At 64.5% G+C, this 18834-nt stretch carries 15 protein-coding genes and 1 tRNA gene; 6 read left to right on the forward strand and 10 right to left on the reverse strand.

Going from position 1 to position 18834, the window contains the following annotated elements:
• Window positions 1-51: 51 nt before the first annotated feature.
• On the forward strand, window positions 52-468 hold the full coding sequence (locus WMO64_RS10260; protein ID WP_294516860.1) for a hypothetical protein: 417 nt from the start codon (window positions 52-54) through the stop codon (window positions 466-468).
• A gap of 79 nt (window positions 469-547) precedes the next feature.
• On the forward strand, window positions 548-1036 hold the full coding sequence (locus WMO64_RS10265) for a phosphatase PAP2 family protein (protein ID WP_294516857.1): 489 nt from the start codon (window positions 548-550) through the stop codon (window positions 1034-1036).
• Window positions 1037-1083: 47 nt separating this feature from the next.
• Here WMO64_RS10265 and WMO64_RS10270 read toward each other — a convergent pair whose 3' ends face one another.
• On the reverse strand, window positions 1084-2844 hold the full coding sequence (locus WMO64_RS10270; protein WP_349231905.1) for a copper amine oxidase N-terminal domain-containing protein: 1761 nt from the start codon (window positions 2842-2844) through the stop codon (window positions 1084-1086).
• A 317-nt stretch (window positions 2845-3161) separates the two neighbouring features.
• On the opposite strand from WMO64_RS10270, the gene selA reads away from it, so the two are divergent.
• The 3 genes from selA to WMO64_RS10285 all read left to right on the forward strand — a co-directional run bounded on the left by selA (window position 3162) and on the right by WMO64_RS10285 (window position 6566).
• Window positions 3162-4559 (forward strand): L-seryl-tRNA(Sec) selenium transferase, encoded by a 1398-nt coding sequence (selA, locus tag WMO64_RS10275; RefSeq protein WP_349231906.1) that lies wholly within the window; start codon window positions 3162-3164, stop codon window positions 4557-4559.
• Window positions 4556-6445 (forward strand): selenocysteine-specific translation elongation factor, encoded by a 1890-nt coding sequence (gene selB, locus WMO64_RS10280; protein WP_349231907.1) that lies wholly within the window; start codon window positions 4556-4558, stop codon window positions 6443-6445. The genes selA and selB overlap by 4 nt, the downstream gene beginning before the upstream one ends.
• Before the next feature lie 25 nt (window positions 6446-6470).
• Window positions 6471-6566, forward strand: a tRNA-Sec gene (locus WMO64_RS10285).
• 44 nt (window positions 6567-6610) lie between these two features.
• Here WMO64_RS10285 and WMO64_RS10290 read toward each other — a convergent pair.
• The 7 genes from WMO64_RS10290 to WMO64_RS10320 form a co-directional block, all read right to left on the reverse strand.
• Window positions 6611-7978 (reverse strand): MATE family efflux transporter, encoded by a 1368-nt coding sequence (locus WMO64_RS10290; protein ID WP_349231908.1) that lies wholly within the window; start codon window positions 7976-7978, stop codon window positions 6611-6613.
• A 116-nt stretch (window positions 7979-8094) separates the two neighbouring features.
• Window positions 8095-8508 (reverse strand): hypothetical protein, encoded by a 414-nt coding sequence (locus WMO64_RS10295; RefSeq protein ID WP_294516846.1) that lies wholly within the window; start codon window positions 8506-8508, stop codon window positions 8095-8097.
• Between the two features lie 398 nt (window positions 8509-8906).
• A complete protein-coding gene (locus tag WMO64_RS10300; protein ID WP_349231909.1) occupies window positions 8907-10241 on the reverse strand; it encodes a glucose-6-phosphate isomerase in 1335 nt (444 codons plus the stop codon).
• A 357-nt stretch (window positions 10242-10598) separates the two neighbouring features.
• Window positions 10599-11957 (reverse strand): PFL family protein, encoded by a 1359-nt coding sequence (locus tag WMO64_RS10305; RefSeq protein ID WP_349231910.1) that lies wholly within the window; start codon window positions 11955-11957, stop codon window positions 10599-10601.
• A 10-nt stretch (window positions 11958-11967) separates the two neighbouring features.
• Window positions 11968-12237, reverse strand: a complete 270-nt coding sequence (locus WMO64_RS10310) for an ACT domain-containing protein (RefSeq protein WP_006575283.1) — start codon at window positions 12235-12237, stop codon at window positions 11968-11970.
• A 21-nt stretch (window positions 12238-12258) separates the two neighbouring features.
• A complete protein-coding gene (gene yfbR, locus WMO64_RS10315) occupies window positions 12259-12837 on the reverse strand; it encodes a 5'-deoxynucleotidase (RefSeq protein ID WP_349231911.1) in 579 nt (192 codons plus the stop codon).
• A gap of 126 nt (window positions 12838-12963) precedes the next feature.
• The gene (locus WMO64_RS10320) at window positions 12964-13209 is read right to left on the reverse strand and encodes an HPr family phosphocarrier protein (RefSeq protein WP_294516836.1); all 246 of its coding nucleotides are present in this window, start codon (window positions 13207-13209) and stop codon (window positions 12964-12966) included.
• A 207-nt stretch (window positions 13210-13416) separates the two neighbouring features.
• Here WMO64_RS10320 and mtaB point away from each other — a divergent pair, with 207 nt between their 5' ends.
• Window positions 13417-14721 (forward strand): tRNA (N(6)-L-threonylcarbamoyladenosine(37)-C(2))-methylthiotransferase MtaB, encoded by a 1305-nt coding sequence (mtaB, locus tag WMO64_RS10325; RefSeq protein WP_349231912.1) that lies wholly within the window; start codon window positions 13417-13419, stop codon window positions 14719-14721.
• Window positions 14722-14813: 92 nt separating this feature from the next.
• Here the strand turns inward: mtaB and WMO64_RS10330 are convergent, their stop codons facing one another.
• Together WMO64_RS10330 and WMO64_RS10335 are read right to left on the reverse strand one after the other, a co-directional pair.
• Window positions 14814-15668, reverse strand: a complete 855-nt coding sequence (locus WMO64_RS10330) for an EamA family transporter (RefSeq protein ID WP_294516832.1) — start codon at window positions 15666-15668, stop codon at window positions 14814-14816.
• Between the two features lie 178 nt (window positions 15669-15846).
• Window positions 15847-18831 (reverse strand): glycoside hydrolase family 3 C-terminal domain-containing protein, encoded by a 2985-nt coding sequence (locus WMO64_RS10335; RefSeq protein ID WP_349231913.1) that lies wholly within the window; start codon window positions 18829-18831, stop codon window positions 15847-15849.
• Window positions 18832-18834: the final 3 nt, after the last annotated feature.

Below are 18834 nucleotides of genomic sequence, written 5' to 3' on the forward strand. Positions count from 1 at the left end.
GCAGCTCAGCCCCATGCTCCGCAATGTCACGACAGCGAGGAGGTTTCGCGCATGAAGCTGGAACTGACAAAGAAGCAGTACCGCCGGCTGCTTGACATGGTCTATATCGGGAACTGGATCCTCAATTCCACCCGGGGCGACGACCGCTTCGCCGACTACGACGAGGTGGAGAGCCTGCTCTTCTCCAAGGCGGCGGAGGAGGGGATGCCCAGTCTGGCCGAGCTGTGGCAGGGCGAGGTGGTGCCCTCCCGGGCCTTTGTGGACGGCGGCATACACGAGGCCATTATGGAGTACGAAAACAACGTGTTTTTCGAGATTCTCGCCGAGGATTTGGCCCGCCGGGACATGGACGATCCCCCCATCGACGAGACCAACTATGATGAGCTCAACCGCCGCATCGACGGCTATATGGCCGAGTTTGAGGAGCACGGCACGGACAATATCCTCATCGACGCCGACCTGCCCTGATATCAGCCCGCACCATCTGCCGCACCCGCCCGACGGGCGGGTGCGGTTTTGTATCCATCCATTCCCTCAGGAGGTTCCCATGACAGCTTCTCTCTACGCCCGCCTGTCCGCCCCCTTCCGCCCCTACGCCGGAGCCGTCCGGGCGGTGAACAAGGTGCTGACCCTGTCGGTCTACATCGCCTACCCCGCCCTGCTCTTGTTCCTGCTCCTCACCCGGGACCACCGGCTGCTGCGGGCGGTCATCACGCCGGGGGTGTCCTTTATAGCCCTCAGCTTTTTCCGCAAGTGGTGCAACGCCCCCAGGCCCTACGAGGTGCTGGACATCACCCCCCTCATCCCCAAGGACACCAAGGGCAACTCCTTCCCCAGCCGCCATGTATTCTCGGTCTTTGTCATCGACATGGCCTTCTGGTGGGTGTGCCCGCCCCTGGGCGGGGTATTCCTGGCTATCGGGGTGCTCATCGCCCTCATCCGGGTCATCGGCGGCGTCCACTTCCCCCGGGACGTGCTGGCCGGCGCCGTCATGGGCGCGGCCTGCGGCGCGGTCGGCTTCTGGCTGATCCCCTAAATCCATAAAAAATCCACCTTCCCCGGCGGGAAGGTGGATTTTTTGCGTTATCGGATGATGCCGGCCAGGCTCTCCAGCCCGCCGGGATACACTGTACCGGTGCCCAGCGCGTCGGCGGTGCGGACCGCCGCGCCCTCAGGAGGCGTGGTGACAGGCATGTCGCCGGTCTCTTCCACAAGGATCTCCATCTTCATCTCCAGCTTTCCGCCGTAGGCGGCCTTGGCTGTCAGAGTACACTCAAAATTGGTGCTGTCCCCGCTGGCGGAGAAGCTGATATCCATAGGCGTACTGCTCACGGCAAGGGCAGGCACCTTCACCGTCATATCCAGCTCCATATCCACCATCTGGTTATCCCGCACCCGGAAGGTACCATTGCAGTCCACCTTCAGGCCGCCGCTCAGGTAGCTCAGCAGCAGGTACAGCTCCGGGGTTCCCTTCTCTTCTGTCAAGGCAGTAACCTTGTCAGTCAATCCAAGGGTATCCACCTTCAGGGTGTAGGTGGTGGTGCTGCCTGCGGTGGAGACGGTGAAGCAGTCATCCCCCAGGATGAGGGCCAGCATCTCCGCCGTGTCCAGGGCGCTGACGCAGGGCGGCATTCCGTCCCCGCTGACGCCGCTCGCCTTCAGTCCGGCGGTCAGCAGGCTGCCCATCGTGACAGCCTCCTCCATCTGGGTGTCCCCGCCTTCGGTGGGGTCCAGGGCCACCCACTCGCCGCTGGCCAGGGTGCTGCCAGGCAGCTCCCCCAGCTTGTTTCCGGTCATATAGAGTGTCCCCTGGTCCAGGTCGCCCCGGACCTCCATCTCAAAGTCGGACAGCAGGTCCAGCAGTGCCTCCTCCTGGGGCATACCGGCGACGACCATCTCGCGCAGGCCGCCCAGATCCATGTCCACCCCCAGATCCAGATCCACCTGGCCGCCCCGGACCAGGCCGTTCAGGGTCACGGTCTGGGTGGAGGTGTCGTTCTCCGCCTCGGTCTCGCCGTAGAGTGTCACAATCTGGGATGCCAGCCCCGTTACCCGGTAGGTCTGCTCCGGGTCCAGCTCACCCTGATCCAGGGACATCAAGGTGTTGAGGGTGGCAAACTTCTCGTCAATCTGCTCCGCAATCCTGTCCCAATCGGTGAAATGGGCCGCCTGATAGTCCCCGTCCCACTCCACGGCCATGCCCACCGCCTCGCCGGCAAAGCGGGCGGGAATGTAGGTCCGGTTGGCCACTGCGGTCAGGGGCACGTCCATCTCGATCTTGTCAATCTTATCCCCGGACACCCTGGTCATGGTGGTGCTCCCACCGGTCAGCTCCAGGGTGACCCCGTCGGCCAGTACGGCGGTGACCACGTTGTCCGCGTAGTCCACCTTGGCACCCAGCGCCTCCAGGAAGGGACGCACCGGCACCATGGTGCGGCCGTCCAGGGCCCAGGGCTCCAGCCCGTCCAGGTCCAGCCACGCCCCGTTGACCGACACGTTGATGCCGTCCGGGTAGGGCATGCCCAGGGCTTCCTTCACACTCCGAAGATAGGCCTCCCAGTCCTCCGCCCACACATCGCCGTAAAAGGCCTGGTTCCAGGCATCCATGTCCGCGTAGTACTGCTCGTCCTCGGCGCCGCTCTGGACGAAATAGGCGTCCCAGTACTCATACCAGAAGTCCTCGCTCCATTCCGCTGTTGCCGTGTCCTTCTGTTCCTGGGTCCAGGTGTACCAGGGCCCGTACTGCTCATAGGCCTCCGCTCCGGTGAGCGCCGTCTCCGCGGCCGAGGCGGGCACGCAGGAGATGAGCAGAAGCACTGCCAATACGACTGCCAGTTTCTTCATGGGTGTTCCTCCTTTTTTTCCCGGGTTTTGGGTATCCTAAATCCAGTGTACCGCATTTCCTCCCATTTGTCTATTTTTATTTGTATATCCTGTTCAGTTTTCTTGGGACTCCCATAGCGTTACTCGGCGATATTACCAAGAAAACAATCCATCTCTGGCACATTGGAAGGCCAGCACAGCTGGCCGCCGCCCTGAACACCTCGCCTCTCGCCCTGCTGGATGAGGACAAATCCTGGCCCATCGGGGACACATCTGTGCTATAATGATAGCTGCTGAACCGACCCGCTGTGCAAAAATTTCCCCCGGAGGTGCTGTCCATGTGTGAAAATCCGCTCCGCGCCCTGCCCAAAATGGACGTTCTGCTGTCCCACCCCACCCTGCTCGCCGCCCGGAAGGTCCTGCCCTACGCCCTCATCCGCCAGGCCGCCCGGGGCAGACTGGAGGAGGTCCGGCGGTCTGTTGTGAACGGGGCCGCCGTACCGCCTGTGGACGTTCTGGCCGGAGAGATCGCCGCGGCGGCCGGGGCCCTGTGCCGCCCAGGCCTGCGGAAGGTCATCAACGCCACCGGCGTGGTGCTCCACACCAACCTGGGCCGGGCGCCCCTGGCCCACCGGGCGGCGGAGGCGGTCCGGGAGGCGGCAGAGGGCTACTCCAACCTGGAGTACGACCTGGACAACGCCTGCCGGGGCAGCCGCCACAGCCATGTGGAATCCCTCCTCTGCTCCCTTACCGGGGCGGAGGCGGCCATGGCGGTGAACAACAACGCCGCCGCCGTGTTTCTCATGCTCTCCGCCCTGGCGGCAGGCAAGGGGGTGGCCGTGTCCCGTGGGGAGCTGGTGGAGATCGGCGGCGCCTTCCGGGTGCCCGAGATCATGGCGGCCAGCGGCGCGCTCCTCCGGGAGGTGGGCACCACCAACAAGACCCGCTCGTCCGACTATGAGCGGGTCCTGCTCTCCCAGGAGGCCCAGGCCCTGCTGAAGGTCCACACCAGCAATTACCAGATCGTGGGCTTCACCGAGGACACCCCCCTGTCCCAGCTCGCCGGACTGGCGGCGGCCCACAGCGTGCCCCTGCTGTGCGACCTGGGCAGCTGTGTTCTCTCTTCCCAGAGTCTTCCCGCCCTCCCCGCCGCCCCCAGCGCGGCGGCGGCTCTGGCCGACGGGGCGGATGTGGTGTGCTTCTCCGGGGACAAGCTGCTGGGCGGCCCTCAGGCGGGCATCGTGCTGGGGAAAAAGCAGTACATCGACGCCATGAAGCGCCACCCCCTGGCCCGGGTGGTGCGCATCGACAAGTTGTCCCTGGCCGCCCTGGAGGCCACCCTGCTCCTGCTCCGAGACCCGGAGGGGGCCCGTGAGGCCCTGCCCGTGCTGTCCATGCTCAACGCCCCGCCGGACGACCTCCACCGACGGGCGGAGGAGCTGGCCGCCGGGCTGGGGCACGCCCTGGGGACGGCGTACACCGTGTCTGTCCTTCCCTGTGCCGGACAGGTGGGGGGCGGCTCCATGCCCAACGAGGAGCTGCCCGGCTTCTGTGCCGCCGTCACCGACGGGCCCGGTGTGCCCGAGGATCTGGAGGCCCATTTCCGCCGCCATGCGGTGCCCATCCTCTGCCGCATCCACCGCGGCGCCCTTCTGCTGGACGTGCGCACCCTGACAGAGGAAGATGCGGCTGAGATCCTCCGGGCGGCGGAGGCGGTAAGGGGGACACGCCTGTGAATCACCTGATTCTGGCCGTGGCGGGCCACGTGGACCACGGAAAGACCGCTCTGGTCAAGGCCCTCACCGGTACGGACACCGACACCCTGGCCGAGGAGAAGCGGCGCGGTCTGACCATTGAGCCGGGCTTTGCCGTCCTCCCCCTGCCCGGCGGCGGAGAGGCCGACCTGGTGGACGTGCCCGGCCATGAGAAATTTATCCGCAACATGCTCTCCGGGGCGGCGGGGGCGGACGGGGTGCTCCTCACCGTGGCCGCCGACGAGGGTGTCATGCCTCAGACCAGAAAGCACCTGGCCCTGTGCGCCCTGCTGGGCATGGAGGCGGGTGTGGTGGCCGTCACCAAGGCGGATCTGGCGGATGGAAGCCGCCTGACCCAGGTGAGAGCGGCTGTCGCCGCCCTGACGGCGGGCACCTTTCTGGAGGGCGCCCCCGTCGTCCCTGTGTCGTCCAGGACCGGGCTGGGACTGGACGAGCTGCGGGCGGCTGTGGCCTCCCTCTCCCCCCGCAGGCGGCGGACAGACCTGCCCTTCCGGCTGGAGGTGGACCGGCTCTTCTCTCTCCAGGGCCGGGGGACCGTGGCGGCGGGCACTGTGGCCGCCGGGCAGGTGGCCGCCGGCGACACATTAGCGCTGTACCCCGGACATGGGACGGTGCGGGTGCGGGGGCTCCAGCGCCACGGTGCGGAGGCGGAACGGCTGGAGGCCGGGAGCCGGGCCGCCCTGCTGCTCTCCGGCGAGACGGATTCCATCCAAAAGGGGGACACCCTGGCCGCCCCCGGCTCCATGGCCCTCACCGACCGGGCGGACGTAACGCTGACCCTGCTGGCCGAGGCCCCCTTCTCCGTCAAACACGGCGCCCAGCTCCACCTCCACCACGGCGCCGCCGCCTTGCTCTGCCGGTGCGTGTTCTTCGACCGGACCGAGCTGCTGCCCGGTCAGACCTGCTTTGCCCAGCTCCGGCTGTCCGCCCCCATGGCCGCCCGGGTGGGGGACCGCTTTGTGGTCCGCTTTTTCTCCCCGGTGGCCACAATAGGCGGCGGCGTGCTGCTGGACCTGTCCCCTCACCACAAAAAAAAGGACCCAGGCCTGGCGGATCGGCTGGCCGCCCTGGCCTCTCCCGACCCGCTCCGCCGTATGGCGGCGGCGCTGGCTGGACAGGCTGTCCCCAGCGCCCCGGAGGCCCTGGCCATGGCTGCCGGGCTGTCTCAGGCGGAGGGGCTGGCAGCCCTGGAGGCCCTGGCCCGGGAAGAGAAGGCCATCCCCCTGGGCACGGCCTGGCTGTCTGCCCAGGCCCTGGAGGCCCTGGCCGGCCGGGCTGCGGCTCTTCTGGACGGCTGGCATGCCGCCCGGCCCCTGGAGCCCGGCATGGTGGAGCAGCTTCTGTGCGCCCGACTGCTGCCTGACGGCGGCGCCCCGTCTGAAGCCCTGGCGGCCGCGCTGGAGGGGCAGGGCGTGCTCCGGCGGCGGAACGGCCTGGTATTTCGCCCCGGGTTCCGCCCCAGATACACCCCGGAGCTGGCCAAAGTCCGGGACCGGCTGGAGGTCCTGTACCGCAGGGCCGGGCTGGAGGCCCCGGAGGACGCCGCCGTGGAGGCCGCCTTCGGCCCTGACGCCTCCGCCTGCCGCCAGGTAATGACCGCCATGACCCGGCAGGGCATCCTGGTGCCTCTGGGGGAGGGCTGCCGCATCCACCGCCGCCCCCTGGAGCGCGCCCGTGCTCTGCTGCTGGATCTGTTTCAGGACTCCCCCGCCCTCACCCTGGCCCGGTTCCGGGACAGGCTGGGCGTCAGCCGGAAATACGCCCTGCTGCTGCTGGAGCACTGGGATTCGGAGGGGCTTACCCGCCGGGAGGGAAATTACAGGGTTCTCCGGCGGGAAAATCTGTGATATAATTAGGTTTTGACAGCCCGATGGGGGCAGAAGGGTATCTGGTGAGCCCCGCGGTCTTCAAAACCGTTGGGGGCGGCGGTCCCGCCCCGGTGAGTTCGATCCTCACCTGCCCCCGCCACATTGGAATGGACTGTGCTCCATTTACAGCAAAAGACCGTCCCCTCACACGGGGACGGTCTTTTGCTGTGTTTTCAGCTGTTCCAGCTGTTTTCGTTCTCTCAGCCGGTAGAAGCCCAGGCCCACGGCGTCGGCCAGCACCCAGCCAATGGGAATGGCCCACCAGATACCGGGCAGACCGATGGCGGGAATGGGGGCCAGCAGATAGGCCAGGGCCACCCGTGTACCCAGGGAGATCACGGTGAGCACCACCGACATGCCGGGACGGCCCAGGGCCCGGTAGAGGCCGTAGAGCAGAAAGAGGCAGCCGATACCGCAGTAGCAGGCCCCCTCGATGCGCAGGTACTCCACGCCGATGGCGATGATGCCGGTCTCCTCCGGCGCCACGAAGATGGTCATCAGGGGCCCGGCAAAGGCGAACACCAGCACCGAGATGACCACACAGAAGGCCAGGGCGGTGGCTACGGCGGAGCGGATGCCCGCCCGAATGCGGTCCACTCTGCCCGCGCCGTAGTTCTGGGCGATGAAGGTGGAGAAGGCGTTGCCGAAGTCCTGGACCGGCATGTAGGCGAAGGAGTCGATCTTCACCGCGGCGGCAAAGGCGGCCATCACGTCCACGCCGAAGCTGTTGACCAGGCCCTGGATCATCAGGATGCCGAAGTTCATCACCGACTGCTGCACGCAGGTGAGGAAGGAGTAGGAGAAGATCTTGCCCACGGTCTCCCGCCGCAGCCGCATCTCGGACCGGCGCGGGCGGAGCTGAGGCGCCTTGCAGAAGGCGTACAGGGCGATGCAGGCCGCCGAGACCGCCTGGGAGATGACTGTGGCCTCCGCCGCTCCGGCCACCCCCCGTTTCAGCACCAGCACGAACACCAGGTCCAGCCCGATATTCAGCACCGCGCTCACCCCCAGGAACACCAGGGGCACCACCGAGTTGCCGATGGCCCGGAGGAGAGACGCAAAATAGTTATAGAGGAAGGTAAAGGGAATGCCCAGAAAGACCACCCGCACATAGGCCCGGGTCATGTCGTACACCTGGGCCTGGATCTGCAGCGCCCGGAGGATGGGGTCTGTCAGCGCCATGACCACCCCGTTGAGCAGGGCAGCGGCAATGGCGATGACCACAAAGGACACAAAAATACTCTCCCGCAGCTTCTCCTCCTCCCGGCTGCCAAAGAGCATGGAGAAGTATACTCCGCTGCCCATACACAGCCCCAACAGGATGGAGGTGAGAAAGGTCATCAGGGAGTAGGAGGAGCCCACCGCCGCCAGGGCGTCCGGCCCCAGGCAGCGGCCCACGATCAGGGTGTCGGCCACGTTATAGAGCTGCTGGAGTAGGTTGCCCAGGATCATGGGCAGGGCAAAGAGCAGCATGGATCGGGTGACCCTCCCCCGGGTCAGGTCTTGCTGCATGGTATTCTCCCCTTTCCGGCCCTTTGGGATAGGGCCTGTCCTCCCCGCCCTGTCCCAAAGGGCGTGGAAAAACCCCCGGAGGGAGATCCCTCCGGGGGCACGGGCATACGTTGTGCTCAGAAGTACTTCTTCACACCCTCAGTGGCCAGGCTGGCGTCAGCGCTGATGGTGACGGTGAACTTGATGTTGTTCTTCTCGCTGAAGGTGTTGAGCCAATCCAGGAAGTCCTCCACAGCGGCGTCGCCGGGCTCGGAGGGGACGATCTTGGTCAGGCTGTCGATGAAGATGTGGGTGATATCGTAGTCGCCGGCGTAGAGGCCGCTGATGAAGCCCTTCATGAACTCAAAAGACTTCATCTCGTAGTGGGACGCCTCCACCAGGCGGATCTTATAATGAATATCGTAGGTCAGCTTGGGGCCGCGCTCAATGCAGACCACGTTTCCGTTCTCGCTATGCACGGCAGAGTTAATGAGCTCGATCATCTGCTTGGTCTTGCCGGTGCCCTTGACACCCATGATCACTCTCACCATATTAATCACTCCTTACATTGTACGCCGGGACGCTCCCGACCTTGTGCCTCTATGTTACCATTTATCCAACCGGATTGCAACTGCTTTGCACAAGTTCACTAAAATTTCATGTTTCCAGGGGGCCCCATTGGCACGCTTAACCAATACTGCCCGGGCGGAGGAAAATCCGTCCGGGCAGTATGATTTTGGACACAATTTTTTCCTTTTAGCCCTTGTTCAGGCGTCTTGCACTCAGCCGTTCAGCCGGGCCTCCAGCTCGGCCCCACGGAATCCCTGATTCCGCGGGGACCCCGTTTCCTGAATCTGCGGGGCGGAGTGAATCCGCCCTCGCATCAAGGTTTTGCTCCGCAAAACCCTTGGGACGCCGCATCCGCGGCGCACGCAAGGCCGGAGATGGCTCAGCCGTTCAGCCGGGCCTCCAGCTCGGCCTTGCGGTCCTCATAGCCGGGCTTGCCCAGCAGGGCGAACATGTTCTTCTTGTAGGCCTCCACGCCGGGCTGGTTGAAGGGGTTGACCTTCAGCAGGTGGCCGGACAGGCCGCAGGAGTACTCGAAGAAGTAGATCAGCTGGCCCACGGCGTTGGCGGTACGCTTGGGCACGGTGACGGACAGGTTGGGCACGCCGCCGTCCACATGGGCCAGCACCACACCCTGGAAGGCCTTCTCGGCCACAAAGGACAGGGGCTTGCCGGAGAGGAAGTTCAGGCCGTCCACATTGTCGGGGTCGTTGGGGATGATGATCTGGCCGTTGCACTCGGCAAAGCGGACCACGGTCTCGAACAGGTGGCGCTCGCCCTCCTGGATATACTGGCCCATGGAGTGCAGGTCAGCGGTGAACTCCACGCTGGCGGGGAAGATGCCCTTGCCCTCCTTGCCCTCGCTCTCGCCGTAGAGCTGCTTCCACCACTCGGCGAAGAAACGGAAGGAAGGCTCGTAGCAGGCCAGCAGCTCGATCTTCTTGCCGCCGTCATACAGGCCGTTGCGGGCGGCGGCGTACTGCCAGGCGGGGTTGTCCATGCCGGGCTTGGCCAGGGTCTCCATAGCCTCGTGGGCGCCGGCCATCAGGGCGTCGATGTCGATGCCGGCGGCGGCGATGGGCAGCAGGCCCACGGCGGTGAGGACGGAGTAGCGGCCGCCCACGTCGTCGGGCACCACGAACTCCTCATAGCCCTCGGCGTCGGCCAGGCCCTTCAGGGCGCCCTTGTGGGCGTCGGTGGTGGCGTAGATGCGGCCCTTGGCGCCCTCCTTGCCGTACTTCTCCTCCAGCATGGCCTTGAAGATACGGAAGGCCACGGCGGGCTCGGTGGTGGTGCCGGACTTGGAGATGACGTTGATGGACCAGTCCTTGCCCTTGAGCTGCTCCATCACTTCCAGCATGGCGTCGGTGGACAGGCCGTTGCCCACGAAGTAGATCTCAGGGCCGTCCTTCTTGCACAGGTTGTAGTTGGGGGAGCCCAGCAGCTCGATGACGGCGCGGGCGCCCAGGTAGGAGCCGCCGATGCCGATGACCACCAGGGCCTGGGAGTCGGAGCGGATCTTGGCCGCGGCGGCCTTGATGCGGGCGTACTCCTCCTTGTCGTAGTTCTCGGGCAGGTGGACCCAGCCCAGGAAATCAGAGCCGGGGCCGCGGCCCTCCTGGAGCATGGCATGGGCCTCGGTCAGGTCGGCCTCACGGCCGGTCAGCCAGTTTTCGGGCAGGAAATTCAGCGCATTGGATGCGTCAACCTTGGGCATATCAAACAGCCTCCTCATCAGTATAACAGGGGATATCCCAGTGGCAAAAGTATACACCAAACCGGCCCGTTTTCCTAGAGGAAAATGAGCCGAAAATAGCACTCCGGCGCGGAGCATTTTCAGCGCCGCGCCGGAGCTTATCCCGCTCCTGCGGGACGTTTTTCAGTTCTTCAGGCTCTGCATGGGCACCGGAATCCGGCCACTCCCAGCCGGGCACGCCCGGCTGGGAACCCTGAATTGATTTCACCTGCTCGGCGGAAGTAAATTCCGCCTGCGCCCAGGTTTTTCCCTCCGGGAAAAACGCTTGTACGGCGCAAGCGCCGCCCCATCACAGATGGGGCCCCCGCGGCGGCCGTCTCAGTTCTTCAGGCTCTGCATGGGGGCCGGGATCCGGCCGCCGCGCTGGACGAACTTGGCCGAGCCGAAGGGGTGCACCGGCATCACCGGAGCGGAGCCCAGCAGGCCGCCGAACTCCACCGTGTCGCCCACCTTGGTGCCGGGACCGGGGATCACGCGCACGGCGGTGGTCTTGGAGTTGACCATGCCGATGGCGGCCTCGTCGGCGATGATGGCGGAGATGGTCTCGGCGGTGGTGTCGCCGGGCACGGCGATCATATCCAGGCCCACGGAGCAGACGCAGGTCATGGCCTCCAGCTTGTCCAGGTGGAGGGCGCCGGAGGCGGCGGCGGCGATCATACCCTCATCCTCGCTGACGGGGATAAAGGCGCCGCTCAGGCCGCCCACATGGGAGGAGGCCATGACGCCGCCCTTCTTGACGGCGTCGTTGAGGAGGGCCAGGGCGGCGGTGGTGCCGTGGGTGCCGCAGACCTCCAGGCCCATCTCCTCCAGGATACGGGCCACGGAGTCGCCGATGGCGGGGGTGGGGGCCAGGGACAGGTCCACGATACCGAAGGGCACGTCCAGCCGGCGGCTGGCCTCCTGGGCCACCAGCTGGCCCATGCGGGTGATGCGGAAGGCGGTCTTCTTGATGGTCTCGGCCACCACGTCGAAGGGCTGGCCCTTCACGTCCTGGAGGGCGTGGTACACCACGCCGGGGCCGGACACGCCCACGTTGATGACACAGTCCCCCTCGCCCACGCCGTGGAAGGCGCCGGCCATGAAGGGGTTGTCCTCCACCGCGTTGCAGAACACCACCAGCTTGGCGCAGCCGAAGCCGCCCCGGTCGGCGGTGCGCTCCGCCGTGGCCTTGATGATGCGGCCCATCTCAGCCACCGCGTCCATGTTGATGCCCGCCTTGGTGGAGCCCACGTTGACGGAGGAGCAGACGAACTCAGTGGTGGCCAGGGCCTCGGGGATGGAGGCGATGAGCCGCCGGTCGCCGGAGGTGGCCCCCTTCTGCACCAGGGCGGAGAAGCCGCCGATGAAGTTGACCCCCACCGCCTTGGCCGCGTCGTCCATGGCCCTGGCGAAGGGGACAAAGTCCTCGGTCTCGGAGGCCCCGGCCACCAGGGCCATGGGGGTCACCGAGATGCGCTTGTTGACGATGGGGATGCCGAACTCCCGCTCGATGTCCTCGCCGGTGGACACCAGCTTCTCCGCCCGGCGGGTGATCTTGTCGTAGATCTTGCGGCAGGCGGCCTTGGGGTCGGGGTCGGCGCAGTCCAGCAGGGAGATGCCCATGGTGATGGTGCGGATGTCCAGGTGCTGCTGGTCGATCATGTTGATGGTGGACAGAATGTCGTGTTGATTCAGCATGGCAGGCACCTCAAATGGTATGCATGGCGTTGAAGATCTCTTCCCGCTGGGCGTGGATCACCACACCCTTCTCCTTGCCGGCCTGCTCCAGATCGGTGACCAGCTGGGCGAAGGGGACGGTGGTCTGGGAGGCGTCCACCAGCATGATCATGGTGAAGTACCCCTGGAGAATGGTCTGGCTGATGTCCAGGACGTTGACATTGTGCTCGGAGAGCAGGGCGCAGACCGAGGCGATGATGCCCACCTGGTCCTTGCCGATGACAGTGACGATGGCTCGCATTTGCTTCACAACCCCTCTCATTTATTGCAGTTCATCCAGTGTAAGCCCGAGCGCGGGCAGAAAATGCTCGATAAAGTAGGCAGCTTCGGGCAAATTCATGGCCTCCACCGCCTCCAGGGTCTGTATGGCGGCCTGGCGGAACTCATTGTTGCCCGCCTTGACCTCCTCCACGCACTTGATGTGGGCGGAGAGCTTGTCCGCCGCCTTCACCAGGGCCCGGAGGGACGGGTCGTACTCCTCCCGCAGCCAGGGCGCGTAGGCGGGGCGCAGCTGGTCGGGCAGCATGGACAGCAGCTTGTCCGCCGACACCGCCTCCACCGCCTTGTAGGCGTCCCGGATCTCCGGGTTGTAGTATTTCACGGGGGTGGGCAGGTCGCCGGTGAAAATCTCCGGCGCGTCGTGGTACAACGCCGCCACCGCGGCGGCGCCCGGGTCGCAGTCCTCCCCCACCACGTCCCGGCGGATGACCGCCAGGGTGTGGGCCAGCACCGCCACCATGTGGGAGTGCTCCTGGATGTTCTCCTGCACGGAATTGCGCATGAGACCCCAGCGGCTGATGTACTTCATCCGGGCGATATAGGCGAAAAAGTTGTAGGCCATTCCCCCGCCTCCCTCTCTGTCTCGGTTATCAAAAAGCGGAGTCCCCATTTCGGGGGCTCCGCCCGGTTGACCCAGATCCGCCGCCCCTCCAGGGCGGCAGCGCCGGGCGGCTCCGGAGGTGGGGAATTACTCCCCGTCCTCCGCGATGAGCGCGGCGATGTCCTTGCGGAAGGTCTCGCTCTCAGCGTCGGTACCGTGGAACTCCACCTTCACGGGCTTGGCCAGGTCCAGGGAGAAAAGGCCCATGATGGACTTGGCGTTGATCACATAGCGGCCGGAGAGCACGTCGATCTCAGAGGAGCAGCGGCTGGCCGCATCCACGAACTTCTTCACATCGGAGATGGAAGTGAGGGACACGAAAAAGGTCTGCATGGTAATTTTGCCTCCTGTGGTTTTGGTCTGTACAATCTGCCGCCGGGCTGATAAAATAGTCTGAGCGGCAAATTCTGCTTGTGGAATCCGCTACCATTATAGCACCACACCCGCAAATTACAAACATAAATTCCGCTTCTCCCGCATTTTCGCCGTTTACACCATAGGGGGAAAGTCCGGGGAGGCGGAATCTTGAGAGGGATAACCATGCGATACGCGATCTATACCCTTGGCTGCAAGGTCAATCAGTACGAGACCCAGGCCCTGGAGACCGAGCTGCTCCGCCGGGGCCACACCCTGGTCCCCTTTGAGGAGGAGGCCGACGCCTACATCATCAACACCTGCACCGTCACCGCGGTGAGCGACCGCAAGTCCCGCAACGCCATCCGCCGGGCCAAGAAGCGCAATCCGGCGGCCGTGGTGGCGGTCTGCGGCTGCTACGCCCAGACCGCGCCGGATGACGTGGCCGCCCTGGGGGTGGACCTGGTTTCGGGCACCGGGGACCGCTTGGGCTTCCTCAACGAGGTGGAGCGGCTCTCCGGCCTGGTCAGAGCGGAGGCGGAGCTGGCCCCCGAAGTGCTGGTGGACAACATCATGACCCACCGCAGCTTTGAGCAGCTGCCCGCCGGCGGCCTGGAGGGCCGCACCCGGGCCATGCTCAAGGTGGAGGACGGCTGTGTCAACTTCTGCACCTACTGCATCATCCCCTACGCCCGGGGGCCGGTGCGCTCCCTGCCCCTGGCTGCCGCCGTGGAGCAGGCGGAGAAGCTGGCCGGGGACGGCTACCGGGAGATCGTCCTCACCGGCATCGAGATCTCCTCCTGGGGCCACGAGTTCCGGGACGGCACCGGACTCATCGACCTGGTGGAGGGCATCTGCCGTGCCGTGCCCGATCTGCGGGTGCGGCTGGGCAGCCTGGAGCCCCGCACCATCACCGAGGACTTCTGCCGCCGGGCCGCCGCCCTGCCCAACCTGTGCCCCCATTTCCACCTGTCCATGCAGAGCGGCTGCGACGCCGTTTTGAAGCGGATGAACCGGAAATATGATACCGAACGGTATTATGAGAGCGTTACATTACTCCGCGGATTCTTTGACCGCCCCGCCATCACCACAGATCTGATCGTGGGCTTCCCCGGCGAGACCGAGGAGGAGTTCACCGCCACCCTGGAATTTGTGGAAAAGTGCGCCTTCTCCGCCATGCACATCTTCCCCTACTCCCGCCGCACCGGCACACCGGCGGCCAAGATGGCCGACCAGGTGCCCAACGCCGTCAAGGAGGAGCGGGCCGCCCGGGCCGGTGAACTGGCCGCACGGCTCAAGGCCGCCTATCTGGAGCAGTGGGTGGGTTCCTCCCTCCCCGTCCTCTTCGAGGAGGAGAAAAACGGCCTGTGGCGTGGCCACGCCCCCAACTATGTGGAGGTCATGGCCCGGGGCGAGTCACTACACAACGTAATCAAAGATGTCAATATTACAGATCTTTATGGGGACGGCCTGGTGGGCCAGGTGCTGTAAAGACCGGAGCATCCCTCGCGTTTGTTCTGAAAACCATATATATAAGGAAGACGCCGCCCATTTGGGCGGCGTCTTCTGTCTTCCAGCGCTTGTCACAGCATCATCAGGGTGCCCAGGACGATGCACAGCAGGCCAATGGCTGCCTTTTTCGACAGCCGCTCCCGGAACACCACATAGGAGAAGGCGATGCTCACCAGGATGCTCAGCTTGTCGATGGGCACCACCACGCTGGCCGGGCCGTCCTGAAGGGCCCGGTAGTAGCACAGCCAGGACGCGCCGGTGGCGATGCCCGACAGGAGGATAAACACCAGCTCTTTTCCCGGCACCTGTCTGGCCATACTCTGCTTTCCCTTCACGAACACCACCAGCCAGGCCATCACCAGCACCACGCCGGTGCGCAGGGCGGTGCCCAGGTTGGACTCCACGCCGGTGATGCCGATCTTCCCGAAGATAGAGGTCAGGCTGGCAAAGACGGCGGACAAGACGGCATAGAGCAGCCAGGAGCGTCCCTTTGCCTGTCCGGTGCTCTCCTTCTTCTGGATCATCAGCAGCGTGCCGCCGCCGATGGCCAGCAGGCCGATGAGCTTTTTGGGGCTGATGGGCTCGCCCAGCAAAAGGAAGGCCAGCAGTACGGTCAGCACGGTGCTGCACTTATCAATGGGCACCACTTTGTTGACGTCTCCCATCTGAAGCGCCCGGAAATAGCACAGCCAGGAGGCCCCCGTGGCCAGGCCGGACAGGATCAGAAAGAGCCAGGTGTAGGCCGAGATCTGGGACACCTGGGACGCAGAGCCCACCAGAGCCACCATCAGCCAGGAGAAGATCAGAACAATAATAGTCCGAATAGCGGTGGCCACATCAGAATCCGTCTTTTTTATGCCGCATTTCGCCAAAATTGCCGTGATACCTGCAAAAAACGCGGAGCCGGCCGCAAACAGGATCCACATGGCATATTCCTCCTTATCCGTTTTATCCCGCCAATTATAGTGCAAGGTCCTCGAAAAAACAACCCCGCCCATGGTGATGGGACAGAAATGGTCTCAGGCGCCCGGGCACAAGTCCCGGGCGCCTGAGCTATGGGAAAGGAGGGGGAAACGTAAATTCATGGGGCGTACAGCGGGAGGGTCAGCCGTTTCTCTCCCGTCTGAGCCGCTGTTTGGACGCGCCGGGCGCTTCCTTGCACTTCTCCAGCCCACTGCGGACGGCAAAAAAGCCCCACACAGCCAGGCCCACGCCCAGCAGCACATCCACAGCGATCATCACCACCATCCAGGTGGGCATGATCGCTCTGAATTCTCCGCGCATGGCGTTGCTGTTGGCCACAGTGAAGAGGACATTCTTGGCCGCCGACCGCAGGACGGTCACGTCGGAGGCGTTCCCGGCGTCCGGATTCCACACCATCTGACCCGCGAACTGCAGGTTCAGGTCTCCGCCGGCGTAGAACATATCCTTTTCCACCATGTGGTTACAGGTGTTGAAGTCGCAGATAACGGAGCCTGTAAAGTCCCACTCATTGCGCAGGATCTCGGTAATGAGCCGGTAGCCGCCGCCCGCCCAGCGGGTCCCGATGCGGTTGAAGGAGGACATGACGCCCATGGGCATGATATGATTATTCTCCTGACCGTAGGCGATGCAGTCCTTGATGGCGATCTCAAAGCTCTTCAGGTAGATCTCCCGCATAGCCTGCTCGGTGGCAAAGGTGAGCACGCCGTTGCTGGCCCGGTGGGTCTCCTGCTCGTTGAGGGCGAAGTGCTTGATGTGGCAGTACACGCCCTTGTCGGCGGCCGCCTTGACCACCGCGGCGGTCATCTTGCCGCTGAGGAAGGGGTCCTCCGAGTAGTACTCAAAGTTTCTGCCGCCGAAGGGGCTGCGGTGGATGTTGAGGTCGGGGGCATACCAGCTGCTGTAGGGCAGGCCGCCCCGCTCGGTGTTGCCGATGATGCCCTCGTTTCCGATGGCGTTGCCCATGGCGGCCAGGCAGTCCTCGTTCCAGGTGGAGGAGAAGACCACCTGGCAGCAGTAGGTGGTGCAGCCGCCGAAGGACTCGGCATAGCCGGGCATGAAGTTCACCCAGCCCGCCGGGCCGTCGGAGCTCAGGGTGGAGGGGACGCCGTACTGGGCGATCATCTCGGTATGGAAGGCGCCCTTGTTGATGAGGTCGGTCATCTGGCCCACGGTGAGCTGGTCCATGAACTTGTCCCACAGGCCCTCTTCATCGTCATAGGCCACCCCCACCAGGTCGCTGAGCATAATGCCGCTGTCCACGCCGGTGACCGGCATAGTGTCCTCCTGAGCGGGCCGGTTGGGGTTGGGCTCCGTGGAGGTCATGGCGCTGATAAAATCCTCAGTATAAGTGGTGTCGTCGTCGATCTGCTTGTCCTCCGCCGGGCGGACCTGGGGCCAGGTGCCGGCAAAGTCGCTCCGGGAGAGCTGGCTCTGAAGCTGCCAGTCGGAATCCAGCGTCTCGTCCTCGTTGCCGGTATAGAGGTTTTTCACCTCATAGCCGGTGGTGGGGTCGGTGTCGTAGATGATGTCGGAGGCGATGGAGGCCGTCACCGTGGCGTTTTCCATGTCCTTGGCGTTGTGGGCGTCGGTGGAGATGGTGAAGGTATAGTCGCCCTTCTCCGTGATGTAGCCCTGGGTGCCGCTTAGGCCGTAGCAGTCATAGGAGGCAAAGGCATAGGGGCTATCCACGGTGATCTCCACAATCTGGGGCTCCCCCTTTGTGATCACCGGGGTCTTGGCAAAGCCCACCAGGATCTTGGCCGGCTTCTCAATGCCGCCCGGCGTGTAGGGCGGCGTGACATACAGCTGGACCACATCCTTGCCCGGGGTGTCGCTCAGGTTGGATACCTCTATCTGGAAGGTAATAGAGGTGTCCTTATCCAGCGTAGCGGGGATCTCAGAGGCGTTTACCAGCTCCCAGCTGAACTCGGAGTAGCTCAGGCCGTAGCCGAAGGGGTAGACCACCGCCTCGTCGTAGTCAAAGCCGGGATAGTTGCCCGCCTGGGCCTCGGCGTAGGCGGTCTCGTAGTAGCGGTAGCCCACGTACACGCTCTCCTCGTAGTCCACAAAATAGACGTTGCTGTCCACCATGCCTCTGCCGGCGGTGCTGAAGTAGGCGTCGCCGGTGATACCGGCGGTGGGAGAGCCCAGCGCGGCGCCGAAGTTGTTCCAGGTGGGGTCCTTGGTGAAGTCGGCGGCATAGGTGTCCACCGTTCTGCCCGAGGGGTTCACCGCGCCGGTCACCACCTCGCCGAAGGCCATCATGCCCGCCTCGCCGGTGTAGCCGATCCACAGAATGCCGTCCACCTGGTCATCCTCGGCCACGTCCTTGAGCTCCATGGCGGAGGCCGTGTTCAGGACCAGGATGATCTTCTCAAAGCCGTGGTCCTTGACCGCGGCGATCAGGTCCTTCTCGTCCGGCCGCAGCTTGAGCACGTGGTCGTTCTCCGTGCGGGGCAGGTCGGCGCCCTCGCCGCCGATGCGGGTGATGACGATGAAGGCGGCGTCCTTGTAGTCCTCACAGGAGTCCCACAGCGCGTCGTCATAGCTGCTGACGGGCGTCTCGCCCACAAAGCTCTCGGTCAGCGCCACGTTGGAGCCGGAGTCCAGGTCGCTGTTGTTCTTGTCCCTGCCCGCGCCCGACCGGCTGTTGTCGTTGTAGAAGTCCACCAGGGCCTGGTTGTACTCGATTCCCACGGCGGTCAGGCTGTCAAAGATGGTCTTGGGCGTGATGCCCACCGCGCCGCCGGAGCCGCCGAAGGCCATGTTCACCGAGTTCTTGCCGAACACGCTGACTCTGGTCTCGTCGGACTGCAGCGGAAGGGCGCCGTTGTTCTTCAGCAGCACAAAGCCCTCCTCGCAGGCCTGAAGGGTGATCGCGTCTCCGTAGGCCTTGGCGTCCGCCTTGGTGGCGATGCCCTCGTCGGCCTGGTACTGAGAGGTGTTCTCCCCCACGAATTCAGCGGTGTTGCCCTTGAAAAAGGAGTTGATCAGTTCAAACAGGATCCCGGTGGCCAGGATGTTGACCACAATGGCCACAACAAGGACGATGGCCGTGACGATGGTCCACGACAGGGCGTTTTTACTCTTAAAAAACTGTCTCATTGC

This window comes from Pseudoflavonifractor intestinihominis (genome assembly GCF_040096055.1).
Classification (GTDB): Bacteria; Bacillota; Clostridia; order Oscillospirales; family Oscillospiraceae; genus Pseudoflavonifractor; species Pseudoflavonifractor intestinihominis.